Origin of the sequence: Bifidobacterium sp., assembly GCF_051876855.1 — a bacterium.
Taxonomy (GTDB): Bacteria; Actinomycetota; Actinomycetes; order Actinomycetales; family Bifidobacteriaceae; genus Bifidobacterium.
The window spans coordinates 1-20,112 of the sequence record NZ_JBJEIH010000122.1 but is presented as its reverse complement, the minus strand read 5'-3'; the positions used below and the strand labels follow the sequence as shown (position 1 = coordinate 20,112).

Sequence of the window (20,112 nt, the reverse complement as noted above, 5' to 3'; positions counted from 1 at the left end):
TGCATCTTCCAGCGGGGCATCGACTTCCTCCACTACTGCCGGCTGGTCCCCGTTCCAACGCTCCGCTCCCCTGCCGGTCATCAGGCATACCTGCCCGATGGCTTGATACAGGAGCATGTCCTCGCCGCCGACGGACAGGCCGCCCGCCTGCGACCAGGCGCGGTGCAACGCGCTGGGACGTGGGTCATAAGCGACGTCGAGCAAGGTGCCGTGCGCCGTGGCGCCGGCTTCGTCCATGGCGTCCGCGATAGGATCGGCGGCTCTCGACGGGAGCGTCGAAATCACGATATCGCAATCCGCGATTATCTCCAGGACGCGGTCGAGCGCGATGATGTCGACGTCGATGCCGATGTCCGACAATCTGCCACTGTCCCGATGCTCAGCGAGTGCGACGATGTCCGCATTGTGCTCTGGATGGCGTGCGGCTACGGTGATATGCCGCACCGGCGCTCCCTCCGGGGAGGATAACTGGGACAATGCGGCGATTGCGGACATCGCGGTGTTCCCGTTGCCTATGACCAGCGCGCGCATATCACGGCCCTTGTATTGCATATCCGTCCCAGCGGTCTGCCACGCGTGACGGATCGCGAGGTCGATGCCGTCAACATCCGTGTTATACAGACGCATCAGGGGAAGACCGTGGTCTCGCGCCGGTCCGGGAATGCCGGGCTCATCCCAGTCGAAAACCACGGTATTGGCGACGGCGAGCCTGCGCGCCCACATATTGGAGGGGATCCCGTACGGCTGGATGGTACGTTTCAACGGCATGGTGAGGCTCAGACCCCGCCAACTCGAATCTAGACCCGACAGGAATAACCCGAGATGGTCTTCGTCAATCTCGTAGCGATGGTACGACCACGTGTCGGCGAGGCCGAGCGCGCGGTAGGCGGCCTGGTGCAACGTCGGCGAGAGTGAATGCCTAATCGGCTTGCCGAGCACCGCACACTGGTTGCCGGTAATCGGCGCTCCCGCGGAATCCTCGATATCCATCATGCGTGTGCCTCCCCGTGTTCCAGTCATGTCTTCATGCCGCGCACCCGTTCGGTGGCGACGTTCCCGGCATTGCCCATGGTAGCCGAATCACTCGTCCTTCGTGTGGAGCGCCTCGTACACTGCCTCAGCCTTGGCATGGCCGATGCCTTTGACCTGTTCGAGCTGTTCGATACTCGCCTCGCGCATGGCTCGGACCGATCCGAATGCGTTGAGCAGACGCTTCTGGTAGGACGGCCCGATGCCAGGAATGTCGTCAAGCGCGGAGCGCAAAGCCCCTTTTCTGCGTGTCTGACGATGGTAGGTGATGGCGAATCGGTGCGATTCGTCGCGCACGCGTTGCAGCAGGTACATGCCTTCGGATTGGCGCGGGAGGATGATCGGATAGTCGTCATCCGGGACCCATACTTCCTCGAGACGCTTCGCCAGACCGCATACGGCGACATCGTCGACCCCGCAGTCATGCAGGGCCTTCGCCGCCGCCATGACCTGGGGTTTGCCGCCATCGACGACGACGAGATTCGGTTTATAAGCGAAATGACGCCGTTGGGTGTTCTGCTGGATGACTTCGTCCGCGGCGGCATCCTGCACGGCGTCCTGTTTGACCGTGTGCTGCGCCGGGATGGACTGCGCGGACCCGGACACGACGGCAGACCCCGACGCTCTGGCAGCGTCTGCCGTCGTCGTACCTGCCGGTTCTCCGTTGCCGGTTTCGGATCGGTCTTCGGCGAAGGACGTATGCTGTTCGGACGCATGCTGTTCGGCTTGCCGGATTCTACGCTCGTTGTCCATACTGTCGCCGGAGTCGCCGGCGATATTGCCGTGGCGGAATCGTCTGGACAGGGTCTCATACAGTGCGCTCAAGTCGTCGAGCGCGCCTTTGCCGTCATCACCGCGGATGGCGAAGCGGCGGTATTCGGATTTCTTGGCGATGGCGTCTTCGAACACCACCATCGACGCCACCTGATAGGCGCCTCCGATGGTGTTGGAGATGTCGTAGCATTCGATGCGCAGCGGCGCCTGGGGCAATCCGAGCGCGTCCGCGACATCGTTCATCGCTTGGGTGCGGGCGCCGATATCACTGATCCTGCTCATTTTGCTGCGTTGCAACGCTTGGGCGGCGTTGTCGTTGGCACGTTCCATCAGGGTTCGTTTTTCGCCGCGACCGGGGACCCGAATCGTCACCAACGATCCGCGTTCGCCGCTGAGCCATGCCTCGAGATCAGCCCGTCTTGCCGGCTCGATGGGCATGAGGATTTCCCGCGGCACCGGGGCGATCGGGGCGAGCAAGTCGGCGCGGCCGGTTTGTTCCAGCCGTTCGTGGCGGGTTCTGGTTGCCTGCGCCCTGGTGAGGCTGTCCGAAGCGGTGACGCTCTGGGTGGCTCCGATGGCGTCTCTGCGTTCGAGGACATTGATCGGCTGGGGGCCCTCGCCGGTACGGGAGCTTTGGACGTCACTGCGTTCATGGAGCAAATCGGCGTACACCTGAACGATGAGGTCGGCCATCAATTCGTCGTCCCCGATGTCCTCGACGCGTTCGACAGTCCAGTTGCGTTCGCCTCGAATCGATCCGTCTCTGACGAAGAACACGTGGACCGACGCTTCAAGCTCGTCAGAGGACAGGCCGAAGACGTCGGCGTCCACATCTTGGTCGAGAACGACGGAATTTTGCTGCATGACGGTCTGCAGCATCGCGATTTCATCCCGCAGCCTTGCAGCGCGTTCAAAATCAAGGTCGTCACTCGCCGTCTTCATCTCCCGGCCGAGCTGGGCGATGTATGATTTACCGACCCTTCCGGTGAGCACACCGACCAGCCGCTCACATTGGCGGCGATGGTCGGCCTCGCTGATACGTCCGACGCAGGGTGCGGAACATTTGCCGATTGAGGCGAGCAGGCATGGCCTGCCGGTGAGACGCGCCTTGTTGAACACTCCGTCCGAGCATGTGCGCACCGGGAAGGTCTTGAGCAGTCTGTCCAGGCTGTGCCGAAGATCCCACACCTTCGCGTATGGGCCAAAATACCTGGTATCACGCCGCTTTCTGCTGCGCGTCACCCATACGCGCGGCACACTTTCCCCCACCGAGACGGCGAGGTACGGATAGGTTTTGTCATCACGGAACACGACATTGAATCGTGGGTCGAATTCCTTGATCCATGTGTATTCAAGGGTCAGCGCCTCAAGCTCGGTGCCGACCACCGTCCATTCCAGACTTCGGGCGGTGAGCACCATGGTCTGGGTGCGTGGATGCAGCTGGTCGAGGGGCTGGAAATAGTTCGTCAAACGGTTGCGCAGGTTCTTCGCCTTGCCGACGTAAATGACCCTGCCTTCGCCGTCACGCCACTTGTACACGCCTGGTTCAGCGGGAATGTCACCGGTTTTCGGGCGGAAAAGGTCTCGTGAGTCGCCAAGCAGCGGGGCTCCGTTCGCGTTCACACCCCGCGGCTCACCCGTCTTGCTGTCTGTTGCACCGTCTGCAGGGCCGTCCACAATCGTGGAATCATGCCTCTGCACAGCCTGCTCGGCCAGAATCCCCTTGGCTGTGGCACGCCAGCGATCAGGGCTGTGGCGCTCGATGATGCCCATCTGCTCGTCGATTCCTTTCCGTGGCTACCTGTTGCATTTCAATTCCGGTACGTTCGCGCACGCGTGCGGCACTACCTCCGCCGTTTCCAGTTTCCCGGTGTCCCCGAGGTTCAGAGCATGTCCTTGAGGAAACGGCCGGTCCAGCTGTTCTCGTTCTTCGCGACCTGTTCGGGCGTACCCTGCGCGACGACGGTACCGCCGCCATCGCCGCCTTCCGGGCCGAGGTCGATGATCCAGTCCGCCGACTTGATGACGTCGAGGTTGTGCTCGATCACGATGACCGTATTGCCTTTGTCGACAAGCCCCTGCAGGACAAGGAGCAGTTTGCGGACATCTTCGAAATGCAGGCCGGTGGTCGGCTCGTCGAGAATGTAGACGGTTTTGCCGGTGGAGCGCCGCTGCAACTCTGTCGCCAGCTTGACTCGCTGCGATTCACCGCCTGACAGGGTCGTCGCCGGCTGTCCCAGACGGATATATCCCAAGCCGACCTGGGTGAGCGTATCGAGATACCGGGAGATGGACGGGTAGGCTTTGAAGAACTTTGCCGCTTCCTCGATGGGCATGTCGAGTACGTCCGCCACCGATTTGCCATTGTATTTGACTTCCAGGGTCTCGCGGTTGTACCGCTTGCCGTGGCATTCCTCGCACTGGACGTACACGTCGGGCAGGAAGTTCATCTCGATCTTCAACGTGCCGTCGCCGTGGCAGGCTTCGCAACGGCCTCCCTTGACATTGAACGAGAACCGTCCCGGCCCATAGCCTCGCACCTGGGCTTCGGGCGTCTTGGCAAAGAGTGCACGGATCTTGTCCCACACGCCGGTGTACGTGGCCGGATTGGACCGTGGGGTCCTGCCGATGGGGTTCTGGTCGACATGAATGACCTTGTCACACTGTTCGATGCCCTCAATCCTGGTATGTTTCCCAGGCACGATGCGCGCGCCATTGAGTTTGTCAGCCAGCACGGGGTACAGAATCGTGTTCACCAGCGTGGATTTACCCGAACCGGACACGCCGGTAACACAGGTCATGACACCCAGCGGGAAGTTCACATTGATGTTCTTGAGGTTGTTCTCCCGAGCGCCGACAACGGTGAGCCTCCGGCCAGCGTTGGTACGGCGACGACGTTTCGGCACTTCGATCGCACGCCGCCCGGCGATGTAGTCGCCTGTGATGGAGCGTGGCGCGTCGACGATATGCGCGGCCGGACCGGAATAGACCACTTCGCCGCCGTGCTCGCCCGCTCCGGGGCCGATATCGACCAGCCAGTCCGCGGTTTCGATAGTCTCCTGGTCATGCTCGACGACGATCAGGGTATTTCCCAGATCGCGCAGATGATGAAGCGTTTCTATCAGCCGCTTGTTGTCCCGCTGATGCAGGCCGATGGAAGGCTCATCCAACACGTACATGACCCCGACGAGCCCGGAGCCTATCTGAGTGGCGAGCCGTATGCGCTGTGCCTCGCCGCCTGACAGGGTCTTCGCCGCGCGTGACAAGGTCAGGTAGCTCAATCCGACATCGTTGAGGAACGCGAGACGGGCCCTAATCTCCTTGACCACCTCGCCGGCAATCGCGGCAGCCGAACCTTCCAGACGCAGGTTCTTGATCCATGCGAGGCTGCGCTCGACCGGCATATCGCACACGTCGGCGATGGATTTGCCGTCCACCGTCACGGCCAGCACTTCCGGGCGTAGGCGTTTGCCGTCACACGCCTGGCAGGGCACCTCGCGCATATAGGACTCGTAGTATTGCTTCATCTGGTCGGAATCCGTCTCGTCATGACGGCGCATCAGCGTACGCACGACGCCTTCGAATCCCGTCGAGTATTCGCGCAGACGACCCCAACGGTTGCGGTACGAGACCTTGACCTTGAAATCATGGCCGTACATGATGGCATGACGGACGTCTTCAGACAGATCCTGCCACGGCGTATCGAGATCGAATCCCATCTCCTCGCCGAGGCCTTCCAGCACATGCCGGTAATAATCACCGGTGCCCTTGGTCAGCCCCCACGGCTCGATAGCGCCTTCGTTGAGGGTTTTCGACGGGTCAGGAATCACCAGTTCAGGGTCGATTTCCAAGTTGTACCCGATGCCAGTGCATGCGGGGCATGCACCGTACGGAGCGTTGAACGAGAAGGTACGCGGCTCGATTTCATCAAGCTCAAGCTGATGGCCGTTCGGGCACGCCCGCTTTTCTGAGAACGGACGCCGACGGTTCGGGTCGTGTTCGTCGAGATCGACAAAATCCGCGACAACCAGGCCTTTGGACAGTTTCAGCGCCGTCTCGATGGAATCGGTGAGCCGTTGGCGGATGCCGTCCTTGATGACCAGACGGTCAACCACCACTTCAATGGTGTGTTTCTTCTGCTTGGCGAGTTTGATGTCGTCGGACAGTTGCCGCATGTCGCCGTCAATCAAGGCACGGGCATATCCGTCGGAACGCAGGAGTTCAAGCAGATCCACGAATTCGCCTTTGCGGCCTCTGACCACGGGGGCGAGAATCTGGAAACGTGTGCGCTCGGGCATGGCAAGCAAGGAGTCAACCATCTGCTGCGGGGTCTGCGCACTCACCGGTTCGCCACACACCGGGCAATGGGGCTCTCCGGTACGCGCGAACAGCAGTCGCAGATAGTCGTAAATCTCGGTGATGGTGCCGACCGTCGATCTGGGGTTGCGGTTCGTGGTTTTCTGGTCAATCGACACCGCAGGGCTCAAGCCCTCGATGAAATCGACATTCGGCTTGTCCATCCTCCCCAGGAATTGCCGCGCGTAGGCGCTTAGGGATTCGACATATCGGCGTTGCCCTTCGGCGAACAGCGTGTCGAACGCCAGCGATGATTTGCCCGACCCGGACAATCCGGTGAACACCACCATGCGGTTGCGCGGCACTGACAAATCGACGTTCTTGAGGTTGTGTTCGCGAGCGCCCTGGATGGTGATTTTCAGGTCGTTGGGGATGTGGCTGATATCAGCGACAAGGGAGCCATTATGCTCCCGCAATGGCGCTTTGGCGAGCTCCCGCTTCAGGAATGAATCACTGTCGAGGATATGCTCGGTCGCGGTGGTGCGTTGCTGATGCTGCACCTGTTGTGCTGTGCTCACGTCTTGCCTCCGATACGTCTGGTACTGGGTTCTAGGATACAGGCAAGCGCGACGAAATTCGAACAGATGTTCGATATTGTGTTGAACCGTCGGCGAGCGCCGCGCGTGTCGCACCATGCCGCGCCCGCCACGTCGGCGCCCCATGGGTAAGATAACCCGTTGGACTTTGACCCGGATGATGAAAGAAACGGCAGGTTGGCATGGCTATCGAGGCGAAGGGACTGGAGATTCAGATCGGGGCGCGTACATTGCTGCACCCTACCGATTTCCATGTCGTCAAGGGCGACAAAATCGGTCTTGTCGGCCGAAACGGCGCGGGCAAGACGACACTGACGCGCGTGATCACCGGTGATATGCTCCCCGCCGCGGGTTCTGTTCGCATTTCCGGCAAGCTTGGGTATCTTCCTCAGGACACGCATGCCGCCGACCCTACGCAGACCGCGTTGGACAGGATGATGAGCGCCCGTGATATCGCGACGATCATTTCGCGTATGCGCAAGGCGGAAAAGGATATGACCAATCCTGACCCTGATGTGATGACCAAGGCGATGAACCGGTATGACAAGGCCATGCAGGATTTTGAGAAGGCCGGCGGGTATGCCGCACAGTCCGAGGCGATTTCGATGGCCGATAGCCTTGGTCTGCCGCAAGAGGTGATGCAGCAGCAGCTGGGCACATTGTCCGGTGGCCAGCGGCGGCGCATCGAGCTGGCGCGCATCTTGTTCTCCGACGCTGACACGCTGATTCTTGACGAGCCGACGAACCATTTGGATGCTGATTCGATTGAGTGGCTGCGTGGCTATCTCAAGCGTTTCGAAGGCGGCTTCCTGGTGATTTCCCATTCCACGGAGCTGTTGGACGAGGTTGTGAACAAGGTGTGGCATTTGGATGCCCAGCTTGGCCAGATCGACATGTATTCGCTGGGCTGGAAGGCCTATCTGCACCAGCGTGTGGTTGACGAGGAGCGTCGCCGCCGTGAGCGAGAGGTCGCGGAGAAGAAGGCAGAACGCCTGATGAAGCAGGGCATCCGGCTGCACGCGAAGGCTACGAAGGCGGTCGCCGCCCAGAATATGATGCGCCGCGCCGAACGGTTGCTGGCGGAGACAAGCGAGGCGGAGAAGAAGGAGAAAGTCGCCGACATCCGCTTCCCGGAACCGGCGCCTTGCGGCCGTACCCCGATCATGGCGAAGGATATTTCCAAGGCCTTCGGGTCCAATATCGTGTTCGCAGGCATCAATCTTGCGATCGACAAGGGTTCACGCGTCGTGATTCTCGGCTATAACGGCGCCGGCAAAACGACGACGTTGCGAATCCTGGCCGGCGAGGAGCAGCCGGATACCGGCGAAGTGGTGTACGGGCACGGTTGCAAAATCGGGTATTTCGCTCAGGAGCACGACACGCTCGATATGGATGCGACGGTGTTGGAGAATCTCCAGCATGTGGCCCCCGAGCTTGACGACACGCATACGCGTTCGATTCTGGGCAGTTTCCTCTTCTCCGGCGATGACGTGATGAAGCCGACGAAAGTGCTCTCCGGCGGCGAGAAAACCCGATTGGCGCTCGCCACGCTGGTGACATCCCGTGCGAACGTGTTGCTGTTGGATGAGCCGACCAACAACCTCGACCCCGTCTCCCGTGACGAAATCCTCAAGGCGATTGCGAAATACGAGGGTGCGATCGTACTGGTCACCCACGATGAAGGGGCTGTCGAGGCGTTGAACCCGGAACGTGTCCTGCTCATGCCCGACGGCGACGAGGACTTGTGGAACGACGGGTATTTGGAGCTCGTCGCCGAAGAATAACCGCGGCACAGGCCCGACCTAGCCCCTTCTCGGGCCGCAACGCCGGTTCCGGCATCGCGGCCACGCAGAGCCGCAACTGATGCTATCGCAGTTCGGAGGCCATCCACCCGCCGAGCAGCTGTCCGACGCGTTCCGCCATGCACCGGTACCCGTATGCGCTGGGATGGAAATGGTCGTGCGCGTAGAAATCGTCGCGGTCGGCATGCACATCCTCGTGGGTCATGTCAAGGAACCTGACGCCATGCTGTTCGCAAATCTCACGGCTGGTCTGTGTCTGCTCGTCGGTCATGTCCGCGATCACGTGGCGCAACGACCGCCCCAGCGAAGGACTGCGGTACAGCTGAGCGGCGCTGAACACGACCACATGGTCGGCGCGCCCCTTGGCCAGGTCAATCGACGCGGACAGGTCGTCACTCCACTGGGAGATGGTCCTGCGCGCCATCAGATCGTTCGAACCGGCGCACAACACCATGAGATCGGCATGGTGATCGACCTGCGGGAGCAGACGGTACCGAACGCGGCGCATCGTGGCGCCAAGCTTGCCGACGGCACGCCAGTCAACCGGCCTGTCGAGCATATCGGAGAACACTGATGCCATGGCAGGCGTGAATCCCTCGGACTGGTTCTCAACCCCGCAACCGGCGATCATCGAATCACCCACGGCGACGAACGACAGCGCGTCACCGGCATCATCGGCGTTGACGACACCGTGCCGCTCCCCTTGCGGCTCAGGATCAAGATGGATCGTATGCTGCGCCCATAACGCTTCAGCAGCCGCTACAACGTTCATTCCCACGCTCCTTGGTCTTCTCCCGGCTTTTCGCCGATTCGCTCATCCCCACCACTGTACCGTCCAAGGGGCGACGAACACCGAATGCCGCGTTCTTCCACGGCATCCGGCCGCAACCCCGGAAACGGGATGGAGCATGATTCACCTTGAAAGGGACTACAGTTGGAAGAGCAGTCCTGATGCCGGGCGCAGCGGGCCTGGACGCCAATGATAGGAAAGGGGCCATGCCATGGGTGAAAGCATCGATCATGAACGCGTGCAAATGCTTAGATTCAACGCATACGCCGCGGACACGGTACGTGAACTGGAGCGGCCGCTGTTGGATGACGGCGTCCCACTGATGCGTATGGCTGCGGCAGCCGCCGCGCATGAGGCCAAACGCATGCTCGGCGCCCAAGGCGTAGCACTCGAGGACGCCAATGTGGTCGTACTCGCCGGAGCCGGCGACAACGGCGGCGACGGCTTGTTCGCCGCAGCGCAACTTGCCGGAGAGGACGCCCAAGTCACGGTGGTCGCCGTCGGACGGGGCCTGCATGACGCCGGTTTCGCAGCGTTCGCACATAGCGGCGGACGTGTGCTGGTCCTTGACCCGGAAGCCGAGATTCCCGGTTGCGTCACCGGTTTCTCCGCCGGCGAAGCTGGTGAGCGTCTCCGCGTAGCCGTCGATCTGGTCAATCAGGCGGATCTTGTCATGGATGCGATGACGGGAATCGGGGTTTCCGGTGCATTGCACGGCATCGCGGCGACATTGACGTCGGCGTTATTGGATTCGTGGGGTATCGACGGGCGTGCTGATTCCGAGACGGCCCAAGACCATCCGGGCGACCGGCCGCTGATATTGGCGGTGGACACGCCTTCGGGTATCGGCGTGGACGATGGTACACTCCCCGGCCCGTGCCTTACTGCGGACCGAACCGTGATGTTCGGCGCCCTCAAGCCGTGCGCCATGTTGCCTCCCGCAGCGTATGCCTGCGGCAAAGTCACACTCGTCGATTTCGGGTTCGATATCGACGAAGCCGAACCCGCTGCGGAAATGATGGACGCCGACCTCGCATCCTCTTCCATTCTGGTGCCGTCCGTGCATGACATGAAATACACGCGCGGGGTCGTGGGGCTAATCACCGGATCGACGCGATATCCGGGGGCTGCGGTTCTGGGAACCAGCGCAGCCGCAAGATCGGGCATCGGCATGGTACGCTACCTCGGCCCGCAGCGCGCCCAGGATCTCGTGCTGCGTACGCTGCCGGAAGCGGTCATCGGCAAAGGGCATGTGAACGCCTGGGTCGTCGGTTCGGGTGTCCCCGCATCCGCGGACACGGCAGACGCCGACGATATCCAACGCGAGACCATAAAACGGCTGCTGGCACATTATGCGCTCACCGACAAGACCGGAACCAGCGACGACGGTGACGATGCGGCAGCGAAGGACACTCACCCTGACGCGATGCCGCCCATTGTCGTGGACGCCGGCGCACTCGACCTGCTGCCCACCCAGGTTCCCGGCAATGTGGTGATCACCCCGCACGCTGGGGAGTTGGCGGGCTTGTTGACCAGACTCGATGCCATAAACGGGCCGGTTACAGCCGACCAGGTGATGTCGGCACCCGCCCGGTATGCGCAGCTCGCCCATGAGCGTACCGGTGCGACGGTTGTGCTCAAAGGCGCGATCAGCGTCATCGCCGGCACAGACCCGTACGATAGTGACCGCACGCGTATTCTCCTGTGCGGACGCGCCCCCGCATGGCTGGGCACGGCCGGCGCGGGAGACGTACTTGCCGGCATGATCGGGGCGTTGCTGTCCCAGTCCGATGTGTCCGGATCGCCCGATGACGCCCCTGCGGTGGCCGACACCGTCGCCGCGGCCGTGTATCTGCACGGTCTTGCGGCCGCCATCGCCTCGCATGCGACGCAATGCGGTTGGCGTGCGCCCGAAATCTACGGTGCAGGCGAGCGCAACACCGGGTATGATGCCGGCGAACCGATTATCGCGAGCGATGTGGTGCGTGCCATTCCACAGGCCATCGCCAAGCTCATCGGGTGAAACCCGCGGACGTCAGGTTCCCCGTTCCCAGCGACGGTACAGGTACAATGAAGCCATGACGTGGTCGTATGCGTCAACGGTAGGAGAATGGCAGAAGAGTTTGCGCGCTTCGCAGAGGAAGGACATATCATGATCGGCTCTCAGCACGGCAATGGTTCCAACAGCTCGTCGTCCGGTACCGGTTCATCGCGGCGGTCCGGGGTGCATTCCCCGGCTCGGGCGTGGGCTGCGATCGCATTGAGTGTGGCGGTGATGGCCGGCTCCCTGTGCGCGTGCGGTTCAACATCCGGAACGGATGCCAGCCCGTCCGTCTCGGCATCGTCCCCCGCAGCTTCACAGTCCTCCTCCACCGCGTCGGCATCCTCGCCGTCCGTCTCGGCATCAGCCTCCGCTTCCGCCGTCGCTACCGGCGCATGCACCACGAAGGAACTGACCGCAAAGCTGACGCAAGGCGCAGGCGGGGGCGCGGGAAGCTCCTACCCGTATCTGGTGTTGACCAATTCCGGTACGCAGACCTGCACGTTGCGCGGGTATCCGGGAGTTTCGCTGCGTCACGGGAACACGCAAATCGGCGCGGCAGCGAAGCGCGACAGCACGGTCACCGCCTCCACGATCACACTCAAGCCGGGACAATCCGCACACAGCGCCCTGCGCATCGTGAACGCCGGGAATTTCGATGCCGCGGATTGCACGCCGACAGCCGCTGACACGATGCTCATCTATCCGCCGGACCAGACGGACGCCATCAGCATCGATGCCACGGGCCTCACCGGATGCGCGGATGAAAACACCCAGATCCTGTACGTCCAGGTATTCCAACCAGGCGAGGAGTGAGCCACGCCCTGTTTGCAATACGTTCCCGAGATGTTCATATCCCCGATACGCCGGTCTTCGCAAGTCCGGGGGCCGCTGCCGCTAGACTATGGTGCGGGCTTCGTCGCTGGCGGAGCTGACTGATGAATGACGCACGCCGTCGGTGACCATCGCCGGGGCTCATAGGAAGGGACAGCATGACGACACTGGCAACGCAGACGGCAGGACCGCAAGACGGCAAGAAGCGCGCAGAGCCCACGGAACATGAGGCCGCCGCAATCAGCGATGTCGTGTTCGATTTCTGCGGCGTTCTGATTGACTGGCAGTGTGGTGCCGCGTTGCGCGGCCGCTACCCCGACAGTCTGGTCGACCGCATCTGTGCGCCGGACGACCCGTATGGCTTCTTCGATTATGAGGATCGTATGGACCACGGTGAGGCGCTCGCGGATATCCTCCCGGATGTCAGGCGCGACCACGGGGATGATATCGCTAATATCTTCGCCGATTACATCGCCCGCTACGACGATTCCCTGACACGGATCATCCCGGGCATGGAAGCGCTCCTCAAGGATTTGAAGGCAGCCGGATACGGCGTGTGGGGGTTGACGAACTGGTCGTATGAGACCTTCCACTTCGCGTTCGACAAGTTCCCGCAGCTCAAAGAGCTGCTCGACGGGACCGTGGTGTCGGGCGTGGAGAAGCAGTTCAAACCGAACGCGGGCTTCTACCGTCTGGCTTTGGGCCGTTTCGGTATCACTGACCCCGCATTCAGCGTGTTCTTCGACGACACGCCTCGCAATGTCGAGGGGGCGAAATCCGTTGGCATGCATGCGTTCCTGTTCGATGACGCGACGCACGCCAGACGCGAGCTGCAATCGTTGGGCGTGCGGATTTGATCCAGTGGAGTGTCGCACCAGCATGTGGATATAACCATCCAATTCTTGACATCCTCGTGATATAAAATCCTCTTATGACTCTCTTACAACTCAAGTACATCGTCAAAATCGTCGAATGCGGTTCGATGAACGAGGCCTCCCACGAGCTGTATGTCTCGCAACCGGCCTTGAGCTCGTCGGTCAAGGAACTGGAGCATGAGCTGGGCATCGAGATCTTCACCCGATCCTCCCAGGGCATCGCGCTGACCGTGGACGGCGCGGAATTCCTCACCTACGCGCGTCAGGTGCTCGACCAGGCCTCGCTGCTCGAGGAACGCTACAAGAATGCGAAGCCACGCAAGCAGCTGTGCAGCGTCTCGACCCAGCATTACATGTTCGCCGTCGAAGCGTTCGTCGAGATGATCAACTCGATCAAATCCGACGAATACGAGTTCACCATCCGCGAGACGCGCACCAAGGACATCATCAACCAGGTCGCCAACATGCAGTCCGAAATCGGCATCCTGTATCTGTCCGATTTCAACAAGAACGTGATCAACAAGCTGCTGCGCGAGAAGCATCTCGTGTTCCACCCGCTGTTCCGCGCGAACCTGCACGTGTTCATCTCGCGCGACAATCCGCTGGCAGGCAAGAAGAAAGTCACGATGGAAGATCTCAAGCCATTCCCGTTCATCCAGTATGAACAGGGCTCCGAAGGCAGCTTCTATTTCGCTGAGGAAGCCGTGTGGCCGGAGTACTCCCCCAAGCAGATCAACGTGACCGACCGTGCGACGATTCTCAACTTCATCATCGGTCTCAACGGCTACACCGTGTGCACGGGCATCGACAACGGCGACCTCAACAACGAGAAGATCGTCACTGTGCCGCTTGACACGGATGAGACGATGCTGCTCGGCTGGATCACCAACGAGCGTGCGAAACTCTCGACCGCCGCGCAGACCTATCTGGACAAGCTGCGCACGGTGATCGCCTCCCACGGGTACAAGCTCATCGACTGATTCCGCTAGACGCGAGGTCGCCACACACCGGGTGCGATGGTGGCGACCGTGAATACCCACCCATACGAACAGATACGGCCGGCCGGGAACCCCATACAGTGGTTCCCGGCCGGCCGTTGTCCGCCGTGACGTGCGAATCACATCATGCGGTTGTCACGCGCCATACGTGTCGAGATACTCCTTGGCACGCATCTTGATGTCCTCGTCGAGCAGCGGCAGGCCGTCATCGCCGGTCATATGTGATGCCGCATCGAAAATCTCCCGCACGTTCGCGATGGAAACGACCGGGAATCCGAACTCCTGCTGCACGGCAGCGACGGCGGACATATCACTGTCCCGTGTTTTCTCCATGCGATCGACCGACAGCACCAGCCCGACGATCTGCACGTCGGCCGCCTCGCGCAGCTTGGGCACGACCTCGCGCACGGCGGTGCCGGCGGTCATCACGTCGTCGACAAGCAGCACTTTCATGCCGTCACGCAGCTGGGTTCCGACGAACATGCCGCCGTCACCATGATCCTTGCGCTCCTTGCGGTCAAAGGTGTAGCCAACGCCCATATCGTATTGCGCGGTCAGGGCGATCGACGTGGAAACCGCCAGCGGGATGCCCTTATACGCGGGCCCGAACACGGTATCGATATCCCCGGGCAGGGTTCCGTCCGCGATTGCGGCGTTGATTTTCTCCGCGTAGAACGAGCCGAGCAAAGCGATCTTGCGACCGGTGTCGAAGGCTCCCGCGTTGATGAAATACGGTGAGCGACGGCCTGACTTCAAGGTGAAATCCCCGAATTTCAGGGCCTGCGATTGCAGGAGGAACGAGGTAAATCTCCGGTCGAGCGGCACTTTCTGCTCAGTCATAGGTCAGAGGGTCCTTTCACTATTCGGCCGCACCCCAGGGCACGGCCGATGCCTGCACTGGGTGCAGACGGTTTCCGGAACATCAGGGTACCGCAAGGGGGTTGACCGTCACCGCCAGGTCTGGCCTGCGGCGAGTTTCGCGGCAAGCTCGGGCCGGGAGTCCAGCAGGTCATCCAGTTCGCGGGCCACGCGCATCGGAGCGGTCGGCTCGTACAACGCCGCAGCACCGACCTCGACGGCGTTCGCCCCGGCATACAAGTATTCCAAGGCTTTTTCACCGGAATCGATGCCGCCGATGCCGATGATCGGAATATCAGGCAACGCCTGGCGCACACGCCATACAAAGCTCAAGCCGATTGGAAGAATCGCCGGCCCGGACACGCCACCCGTGCGATTCGCGAGAATCGGCTCGCCCGTACGGATATCGATACGCATGCCGACCAGCGTGTTGATCATGCTCAACGCGTCGGCACCACCGTCCACCGCGGCTTTCGCGATTGGGACGATATCCGTCACATTCGGGGTGAGTTTCACGATCAAAGGCTTCGAGGTGATATGACGCAAGCGGGTGATCAGCCGGTTGAGTGCTACCGGGTCGGTGCCCACGCTCATACCGCCGTGGGTGACATTCGGGCAGCTCACGTTGATTTCCAGCATGTCCGCAGGGCAATCGGCAAGTTTGGCGATCACTTCGGCGTAGTCGTCATCGCAATGGCCGGCGACATTGGTGACAACCGTCGCGCCTTCCTTCTTGAGCTTGGGCAGTTCGTCTACGAGATAATGGTCGACGCCCGGGTTCTGCAAGCCTACCGAATTGACCGTACCCGCCGGGGTTTCAGCCGTGCGAGGCCCGGGATTGCCTTCCCACGGGACCGGGGAAACGCCCTTGGTGGTCACCGCGCCCATCTGGCTGACATCGTAGAACCAGTGGCACGCGTCATACTGGAACGTGCCCGAGGCGGTGCCTACCGGGTTCTTCCACTCGACACCGGCGACCACGGTACTGTGCTTCCATTCGTGCGGTTCGTAAACGTTGATCTGCTTGTCCATCTGCTGCTCCTGCATCGTGCTTGACCTCTACTTGTCCCATCCGAGCTGTTCCGGGGTGAATACCGGGCCGGCGACGCACACTTTCTGCCGTCCTGCCGCCGTGTCGACGACGCACACGTAGCAGGTGCCGTACCCGCAGCCCATACGCGCCTCGAGGCTCAACTGGCATGGGATATCACGCGCGACCGCCCAGGAGGCGACGGCACGCATCATCGGCATCGGGCCGCAGGACAGGATGACCGGGGGCAGTTCCCCGTTGACCAGCGAGTCCTCAATCGAATCAAGCAGATCGACGACATTGCCTTGCGCGTTGGTGATGCTTTCCACACGTTCCGCGTATTTTGCCACCAGCTCGTCGGCGAAGCGTTCGTCACGGTATCCGAACGCGGCGGTCGCGGTCGCGTCATCGCGCAGCGCGAGCTTCTGGGCGGCATACAGCAGCGGTGGCACGCCGAGACCACCCGCCACCAGCACATAGTTCGCGGCGGCTTTCATGTCGAATCCCCGTCCCAAGGGGCCCATGACATCGACGGTATCGCCTGCTGCCAGCCGGGAGAACTCCTCGGTGCCCTTGCCGACGACCGCGAAGATCAGGCTCACGTCATCGCCTTCGATTTCGCTGACACCGAACGGTCGCGGCATCAGGCGCGTGGGATCCGCGGAATACAGGTCCACGAACTGGGCCGGCTTGGCATGTCCCGCGATGTAGCTGTCGCGGAAGGTAAGTCGATAGATGCCATCGGACAATCTGCGGTTATCCACCACCGGTACGGTGCGCCTGCCGGGGAAGCGTCCCGCACGGGATGCTTCGGCGGTCACGTCGAAGGTTGGGATAAACGTTGCGTTGGGCATTGCCTCTCCTTTGGGCTGTTGGGCTTGGTAGCTGTGGTGGCTGAACCTGTGCGGCTGAACGTGCGAGGCGCCCGCCGACGCGTGCATTCTATTGCTTCGGTGTTTCGCCGTATTACGCGGTGTGTCAGGCGAGCGCGGATTCCAGATCGTCCCGCATGGCGATTGCCGCGTCCCGGGCACTGGTGGCGATCAGGGCGAGCGCATCGTCGGCGGACATGCCGGCGTCGTATCCGCCGTTCTTGCGCCATGCGCCGATGATGCCGCGGGACGAGTTGACAATCGCCCCGGAGCCGTTGGCATCGAACATGCCGGCGACATCCTGCGCAGTGCCGCCTTGCGCCCCGTAGCCGGGGACCAGGAAGAAGGTGTGCGGCATGCGTTCACGCAACCGTTTGCCTTGCTCGGGGTGGGTTGCCCCGACGACCGCGCCGACACGCGTGTATCCGGATGCGCCAAGCGTTTCGGCGCCCCACTGCTCGACGAGGTCGGCGACCCGCTCGTACAGGCGTGTCCCGTCGGCGAGCTCTAGCTCCTGGATTTCCTTGCTGGACGGGTTGGAGGTACGTACCAGCACGAACAGATCCTTATCGGCTGCGCTGGCCGCGTCCACGAACGGGGTGATGCCGTCCGTGCCCAGATACGGGTTGACGGTGACGGCGTCCTCATGCCACAGGTCAAGCGCGTCGCCATCCTGCGCGTTGAGCCCGCCCAGATGCCGCGCGTAGGCGGCGGCCGTCGAGCCGATATCGCCGCGCTTGATATCCCCGAGCACGTACAAGCCTTGGGATTGCGCGTATTCGCAGGTCATCTCATAGGTGTCGATGCCGGCCGGTCCCAAGGCCTCATACATCGCGATCTGCGGTTTGACGGCGGGCACGATGCCCGCAATCGCGTCGATGATTGCGCGGTTGAACTCGAAATACGCGACCGCGCGCTGCATGGCGGGGATTTCAGCCGGGTCATCGACTTGGTCGGCGACCTCCTCGTGGAAGGAGTCGATGAGCTGCGCCGGCACCACCTGGTCGGTCGGGTCGAGCCCGACGACGCTTGGATTGTGCGTCGTGTTAATCGCTTCGATGAGCTTGTCCATGTGCCTTCTTTCAGAACGCTGTGAGCATGTGGCTTGGGTATTGCGACGGTTGCCGGTTCAGGCTCCGATGCGGGAGAACACCAACCGCGAGCCGATGATGGTGGCGAGCGGCAGGCCGGTGACCTGCCAGCCGTCGAACGGCGTGTTGCGCGCCTTGGAATGGAAGCGGTTCTTGTCCACGGTCCAGTGCCGGGAAGTGTCGAGAATCGCCAGATCCACGGTTTCGGGGTGCTCCACCGCAGCAAGGTCAAGGGTGCGTTTGGTCGCGCATCGTGAGGAGGTATTCAGCAGCCCGGCCACGTCGGTCGGCGTATGCCCCATGAGGTGCTCCGGAGCCACGGACATGAGTTCAATGAGCCGCTGCTCGGAGATGTAACCGCCGTCCACCAGCACCCGATGGCATACGCCGTACGCGCATTCAAGGCCGATGATGCCGTTCGGGGCCTGTTCAAGGCCCGCGGCCTTCTCATCTTGCGCGTGCGGGGCGTGGTCAGTGGCGATCAGGTCGACTGTTCCGTCCGCAATCGCCGCGACGGTGGCCCTGCGGTCTGCTTCGGAACGAAGCGGCGGGTTCATTTTCGCCATGACGCCGTAGGTGAGGATCGCCTCGTCGCTCAATGCGAGATAATGCGGCGCGGTCTCGCAGGTGATGGGCAGGCCTTCCGCCTTGGCTGCGCGGATTGCCTCGAACGACCCGGCGGTGCTCACATGCTGAAAATGCACGTGCACGCCGGTGCGCCGCGAAGCTTCGATATCACGGGTGACGATGCGCAGCTCGGTGTCCTCGGGGATGCCGGGCACGCCAAGCTTGCGGCTGACCGGCCCCTCGTTGATAAAGCCGCTGTCATGGTGTTCGCAATGCTCTATGAGATACAGCCCGGTGGCTTTCGCATTGGCGAGCACCTGGTCGAGGATCACGTCCGGGACGGCCGCACCATCATCGCTGATCGCGGTGACCGGATGCGCCAACTGGTATTGGTCTTTTGTATCATCGCCGACACCGGGCAGGTGCACTCGCCAATCCTCGGGGTCAGTGGCCTGTGCTCCGACACGATCCACGGACGCGCACACGCACAGGTCGTAGCGTGCGGGCAGCGCGCCATCATGGGTCGCGTCGTAATGCTGAAGATAGTCGATGGTGTCACGGGCACCGGCGGCGAGTACGTCATCCGCGCCGGGCGTTCCCGGTCGGGCGGGTTCGCCGTCCATCGCGGGCAACGTGTTCGGCATGATAAGCACCCGCGTATAGCCACCTGAGGCCGCCGCAGCACACCCGGAACGCATGGATTCCTTGTAGGTCTGTCCCGGATCGCGGAAGTGGACGTGCGGGTCGGCGAACCCTGGGGCAACGGTCAGCCCGGAGGCGTCGAACTCGCCGTCAGACACGGCTCCCGGCTCGTCGAAGTAGCGCTGGGCGTCCGTGCCGGGTATCACGAGGTCGATCCTCTCCCCCGTGTCCCAGACGCGGATGTCGTGCAGCGTGAGCATACTCATCGTTCCTTTCCTCGGCGTTCGCGGCGCGGCTCAGAGCTTGGCTTCCTCGTCGCAATAGTCGCAACGGTATTCCTGGCGTTCCGAGTGCACCAGATGGAACATCTGGTCGATTCCGCGTTCCGTGGTGGTCACGCATCGCGGATTCTTGCATTTGATGACGTTGACCATGTGTTCAGGCAGATTCGGCCTCTCCTTGCGCACAATCTTGCCGCCGCGCACGATGTCGATGGTCGCCTGGCGCGCAATGAAGCCAAGCACGTCAAGGTTCAGATCCCCCGCGTCTTCAATCTTGATGATGTCCTTCGAACCGTACTGGCGGCTGTCCGTGTTCATGATGAGCGCGAGCTTCGTGCTGGTCGGGTCGATTTTGAGATATTGCAGCACTTTGAGCGCGGTGCCCGCGGGCACGTGGTCGATGATGATGCCGTTGCGGATGCTGGTGACTTCCATCAGGCGTGGACCTCCTCGTTCTTCCATTCCTCATACCCGGGCAGCGTGTCGCCGACCACCGAGCTTTCCAAGGCCATGCGCATGAGCATGCCGTTGTGTACCTGCTCGAAGTAGGCGGCGCGCGGGTCGTGGTCGACGTCCACGGAAATCTCGTTGACTCGCGGCAACGGGTGGAGTACCGCCATATCCGGCTTGGCGAGCTGAAGCTTCGCCTCGTCGAGGATGTAGGTGTCGCGCAGGCGCAGGTAATCGTCCTCGTTGAAGAAGCGTTCCTTCTGCACGCGGGTCATGTACAGCACGT

14 protein-coding genes and 2 pseudogenes are annotated in these 20,112 nt (G+C 61.8%); 5 read left to right on the top strand and 11 right to left on the bottom strand.

The window, feature by feature from the left end:
- The 3 genes and pseudogenes from ACI38B_RS08015 to uvrA all read right to left on the bottom strand — a co-directional run.
- The coding region (locus ACI38B_RS08015) for a shikimate dehydrogenase family protein (protein ID WP_439730277.1) at positions 1-1,020 on the bottom strand (1,020 nt) is incomplete at its 3' end.
- Between the two features lie 72 nt (positions 1,021-1,092).
- Positions 1,093-3,576 (bottom strand): annotated as a pseudogene (uvrC, locus tag ACI38B_RS08010) (excinuclease ABC subunit UvrC); the annotation flags it as partial.
- 110 nt (positions 3,577-3,686) lie between these two features.
- Entirely contained in the window at positions 3,687-6,659 is a 2,973-nt protein-coding gene (uvrA, locus tag ACI38B_RS08005; protein WP_439730279.1) for an excinuclease ABC subunit UvrA, read from the bottom strand.
- Between the two features lie 218 nt (positions 6,660-6,877).
- Here uvrA and ACI38B_RS08000 point away from each other — a divergent pair, with 218 nt between their 5' ends.
- Complete coding sequence (locus ACI38B_RS08000; protein WP_439730276.1) at positions 6,878-8,479, top strand: ABC-F family ATP-binding cassette domain-containing protein; 1,602 nt, start codon at positions 6,878-6,880, stop codon at positions 8,477-8,479.
- A gap of 82 nt (positions 8,480-8,561) precedes the next feature.
- Here the strand turns inward: ACI38B_RS08000 and ACI38B_RS07995 are convergent, their stop codons facing one another.
- Entirely contained in the window at positions 8,562-9,269 is a 708-nt protein-coding gene (locus ACI38B_RS07995) for an SGNH/GDSL hydrolase family protein (protein ID WP_439730275.1), read from the bottom strand.
- Positions 9,270-9,498: 229 nt separating this feature from the next.
- On the opposite strand from ACI38B_RS07995, the gene ACI38B_RS07990 reads away from it, so the two are divergent.
- The 4 genes from ACI38B_RS07990 (at position 9,499) to ACI38B_RS07975 (ending at position 14,017) form a co-directional block, all read left to right on the top strand.
- Positions 9,499-11,310, top strand: coding sequence for a bifunctional ADP-dependent NAD(P)H-hydrate dehydratase/NAD(P)H-hydrate epimerase (locus ACI38B_RS07990; protein WP_439730274.1), 1,812 nt, complete (start codon positions 9,499-9,501; stop codon positions 11,308-11,310).
- A gap of 87 nt (positions 11,311-11,397) precedes the next feature.
- Positions 11,398-12,144 carry a DUF4232 domain-containing protein gene (locus ACI38B_RS07985; RefSeq protein ID WP_439730273.1) on the top strand — a complete coding sequence of 249 codons (747 nt, stop codon included), beginning with the start codon at positions 11,398-11,400 and terminating at the stop codon, positions 12,142-12,144.
- A gap of 176 nt (positions 12,145-12,320) precedes the next feature.
- Complete coding sequence (locus ACI38B_RS07980; protein ID WP_439730272.1) at positions 12,321-13,019, top strand: HAD family hydrolase; 699 nt, start codon at positions 12,321-12,323, stop codon at positions 13,017-13,019.
- A 74-nt stretch (positions 13,020-13,093) separates the two neighbouring features.
- Complete coding sequence (locus ACI38B_RS07975) at positions 13,094-14,017, top strand: LysR family transcriptional regulator (protein ID WP_029576700.1); 924 nt, start codon at positions 13,094-13,096, stop codon at positions 14,015-14,017.
- A 153-nt stretch (positions 14,018-14,170) separates the two neighbouring features.
- Here ACI38B_RS07975 and pyrE read toward each other — a convergent pair whose 3' ends face one another.
- From pyrE to ACI38B_RS07940, 7 genes and pseudogenes are all read right to left on the bottom strand, one after another.
- The gene (pyrE, locus tag ACI38B_RS07970; RefSeq protein WP_439730271.1) at positions 14,171-14,875 is read right to left on the bottom strand and encodes an orotate phosphoribosyltransferase; all 705 of its coding nucleotides are present in this window, start codon (positions 14,873-14,875) and stop codon (positions 14,171-14,173) included.
- A 108-nt stretch (positions 14,876-14,983) separates the two neighbouring features.
- Positions 14,984-15,925 (bottom strand): dihydroorotate dehydrogenase, encoded by a 942-nt coding sequence (locus ACI38B_RS07965; RefSeq protein WP_439730270.1) that lies wholly within the window; start codon positions 15,923-15,925, stop codon positions 14,984-14,986.
- A gap of 27 nt (positions 15,926-15,952) precedes the next feature.
- Entirely contained in the window at positions 15,953-16,777 is an 825-nt protein-coding gene (locus ACI38B_RS07960; protein WP_439730269.1) for a dihydroorotate dehydrogenase electron transfer subunit, read from the bottom strand.
- Between the two features lie 124 nt (positions 16,778-16,901).
- Complete coding sequence (gene pyrF, locus ACI38B_RS07955) at positions 16,902-17,867, bottom strand: orotidine-5'-phosphate decarboxylase (RefSeq protein ID WP_439730268.1); 966 nt, start codon at positions 17,865-17,867, stop codon at positions 16,902-16,904.
- Positions 17,868-17,924: 57 nt separating this feature from the next.
- Positions 17,925-19,355 carry a dihydroorotase gene (locus ACI38B_RS07950; protein WP_439730278.1) on the bottom strand — a complete coding sequence of 477 codons (1,431 nt, stop codon included), beginning with the start codon at positions 19,353-19,355 and terminating at the stop codon, positions 17,925-17,927.
- Between the two features lie 36 nt (positions 19,356-19,391).
- Positions 19,392-19,811: an aspartate carbamoyltransferase regulatory subunit gene (locus ACI38B_RS07945; protein ID WP_015450618.1), complete on the bottom strand. Its 420-nt coding sequence runs from the start codon at positions 19,809-19,811 to the stop codon at positions 19,392-19,394.
- Positions 19,811-20,112, bottom strand: a pseudogene (locus ACI38B_RS07940) (aspartate carbamoyltransferase); the annotation flags it as partial. The pseudogene ACI38B_RS07940 and the gene ACI38B_RS07945, both read right to left, overlap by 1 nt.